2 protein-coding genes are annotated in these 3,122 nt (G+C 72.0%); both read right to left on the reverse strand.

Annotation, left to right across the window (positions count from 1 at the left end; genetic code table 11):
• Positions 1 to 180 precede the first annotated feature (180 nt).
• Positions 181 to 1,644: a penicillin-binding transpeptidase domain-containing protein gene (locus U9R90_RS34825; protein ID WP_411061385.1), complete on the reverse strand. Its 1,464-nt coding sequence runs from the start codon at positions 1,642 to 1,644 to the stop codon at positions 181 to 183.
• 13 nt (positions 1,645 to 1,657) lie between these two features.
• A complete protein-coding gene (locus U9R90_RS34830; RefSeq protein ID WP_411061386.1) occupies positions 1,658 to 3,022 on the reverse strand; it encodes an FtsW/RodA/SpoVE family cell cycle protein in 1,365 nt (454 codons plus the stop codon).
• Positions 3,023 to 3,122 lie beyond the last annotated feature (100 nt).

Genomic DNA, 3,122 nt, shown 5'->3' on the forward strand with positions numbered 1-3,122 from the left:
ACGTACCCCCCGACGCGGCCCCGCCCCACAACAAACAGAGCGCACCCCGCACCACAGCACGGCACGCCCCACGACGAACAGCGGGCGCCCCGCGCGGCGGGGCCACGACCTCCGACGTGGCCCCGCCGCACAACGAACAGCGCGCACCCCCCCCGCGCGGCGGTGTAAGGGGGCCGTGGCTCACCCCGTGTGTGTCAGCGCCGCCTCCATCACCGCGCGGGCGATCGGCGCCGCGCTCCCCCCGCCGCTGATGTCCGACCGATCGGCCGCCGCCTCCTCCACGACCACCGCCACGGCCACCGCCGGCCGCCCCGAGTTCCGCGGCTGGGCCCACGAGACGAACCAGGCGTACGGCAACCCGGAGTTGCCGATGCCATGCTGCGCCGTGCCCGTCTTGCCGCCGACGATCGCGCCGGGGATCGCCGCGTTCCCGCCGGTGCCCTCCTCTACGGCGCCGACCATCATCTCGCGCAGCAGCAGCGCGGTGCGCTGACCAAACGGCCGCCCCAGCGAGCGCGGATGCACGGTCGAGACGGTCGTGCCACGCCGACTGGAAACCCGCTCCACCAGATGCGGCGCCTTCAGCTCGCCGCCGTTGGCCACCGCGGCCGACACCATCGCCATCTGCAACGGCGTAGCCGTGGTGTCGTACTGCCCGATCGCGGAGAGCGCCAACTGCGCCCGGTCCATGACGGTGTCGAAGTTGCTGGGCGAGACCCGCGAGGGAATCGCCAGCCCACGGTCGTTGAACCCGAACCCCTCCGCCGCACGCACCATCCCCCGCAGCCCCACCCGGTCGCCAAGGTTCGCCAGCACCGTGTTGCAGGACCACACGACCGCATACCGCAAAGACGCGTTCGCGCAGCCGTCCACCGCGTTGGTGAGCTCGGTCGAGGTGCCCGGCAGGGTGTACGGGTCGGGGGACTCGGTAGGCGCGTCGATGTCCTTCACGACGCCGGATTCGAGCGCCGCCGCGGCCGTCACCACCTTGAAGGCCGAGCCGGGCGGATAGGTCTGCCGGATCGCCCGGTTCAGCATCGGCTTGATCGGGGAGGCGTTCAGCCGCTTCCAGCGCCTGGCCACCGCGGCCCCGTTCCCGGACAGCACCCCGGGGTCGTACGACGGCGTGGAGACCAGCGCCAACACCCGCCCGGTGACCGGATCGAGCGCGGCCACCGCACCCGGCTTGCCGCCGAGCGCGGCGTACGCGGCCTGCTGCACGGACGGCTCGATGGTGGTGTGCACCTCGCCGCCGGGCGGCTGCGTCCGGGTGAGGTCGTTCCACAGCGGGAGCGGCGCGAGCATCGGGTCGGCGCCGGAGAGAGCCGCGTCCTCGGCGTCCTCCAGGAAGGTCGTGCCGTACGTCTGCGAGGCGTGCCCGGTGACCGGCGCGTACAGCGGGCCGTTCTTGTACGTACGCTCGAAGCGGAGCTGCTGACCGGTGTCCTTGGAGCCGGTGATCGGCTTGCCGCCGACGAGGATGTCGCCGCGGGGCTGGGCGTAACGGGCGATGCTCGTCCTGCGGTTGGCCGGGTTGTCGTCGTACTCCGCGGACTGGAAGACCTGGATGCGGGCGGCGTTCACCAGCAGCGCGAGGATCAGGAGCAGGGTGAAGGCGGCGGCGTGTCGGATGTGGCGGGTCACGGGGGCGGCCCCTTCACGCGTGGGGTGGCGGTGGCTGGTTGCGGGCTGAGTCGCTGACTCTGACCAGCAGGGCGACGATGATCCAGTTGGTGACGACGGACGAGCCGCCCTGCGCGAGGAACGGCATCGCCATGCCGGTGAGCGGGATCAGGCCGGTCACCCCGCCCGCGATCACGAACACCTGGAGCGCGAGGATCGAGGCGAGGCCGGTGGCCAGGAGCCGCCCGAAGGGGTCGCGTAGGGCCAGGCCCGCGCGGAAGCCGCGGGCCACGAGTACCGCGTAGAGGAGGAAGATCGCGGAGAGGCCGCTCAGGCCCAGCTCCTCGCCCGCGGTGGCCAGGATGAAGTCGGACTTCGCGGCGAAGCCGATCAGGATCGATTCGCCGAGGCCGAGGCCGGTGCCGAGCAGGCCGCCTGCCGCGAACGCGAAGAGGGACTGGGCCAGTTGGGTGGGGCCGTCGCCTGCCTCGATGGAGGCGAAGGGGTGCAGCCAGTCCGCTACGCGGCCGTGTACGTGGGGTTCGAGCGACCCCACGGCGAACGCGCCGACCGCGGCGAGGAGCAGGCCGACCGCGATCCAGCCGGTGCGGCCGGTGGCCACGTACAGGAGGATCACGAAGAGTCCGAAGAAGAGGAGCGAGGTGCCCAGGTCGCGCTCCAGGATCAGTACGCCGACGCTGAGCAGCCAGATCGCGACGATCGGGCCCAGTACGCGGCCGGTGGGGAGTTGGAGCTTCCAGATGCGGCGGCCGGTGTAGGCGAGGGCTGTGCGGTTGGCCGCGAGGTACGCGGCGAAGAACACCGCGAGGAGGATCTTGGCGAACTCCGCGGGCTGGATGGAGAAACCGGCGACCCTGATCCAGATGCGGGCGCCGTTCACCGCGGGGAAGAGGATCGGGAGGGTGAGCAGGGTCATCGCGGTGACGACGGAGAGGTAGGCGTAGCGCTGGAGCGTGCGGTGGTCGCGTAGCGCTGTCACCACCGCGATGAAGAGGGTTACCCCGGCGGTGGACCAGACGAGCTGCGCGGGCGCGGCGGTGTCTTTCGGGGTTTCGAGGTCCAGGCGGTAGATCAGGACCAGGCCCAGGCCGTTGAGCAGGACGGCGATCGGGAGGAGCAGGGGGTCGGCGCAGGGGGCGCGTCTGCGTACGGCTAGGTGGGCGACTAGGGCGAGTGCGCTGAGTCCGGCGCCGTAGGTGGCGGCGTCCGGTGGTACGGCGTGGTTCACGGCCAGGCCGACGTCCACGTACCCGAGAACCGAGAGCCCGACGGCCAGCACGAGCAGGGCGAGCTCGGTACCGCGTCGTCGGGGGACCCGGACGGGCGGCAGCGGCGCGTCGGTTCGCTCCTTGGCAACTACTACCGTCGTACCGGACATAACGGGCAACGTAGCAAGCGAAGGGGGCGGGGCTGGCGATTGACGGGGGTCCCGCGGCGTGGGGTGCGGCTGCGCCGTGGTGCGGCGGGGCCTTCGTGGG

It is taken from the genome of Streptomyces sp. E11-3, from assembly GCF_046540415.1.
Taxonomy (GTDB): domain Bacteria; phylum Actinomycetota; class Actinomycetes; order Streptomycetales; family Streptomycetaceae; genus Streptomyces.

Coding starts and splice junctions, on each gene's coding strand:
- U9R90_RS34830 (WP_411061386.1), bottom strand. CDS start 3,022: ATGTCCGGTACGACGGTAGTAGTTGCCAAGGAGCGAACCGACGCGCCG.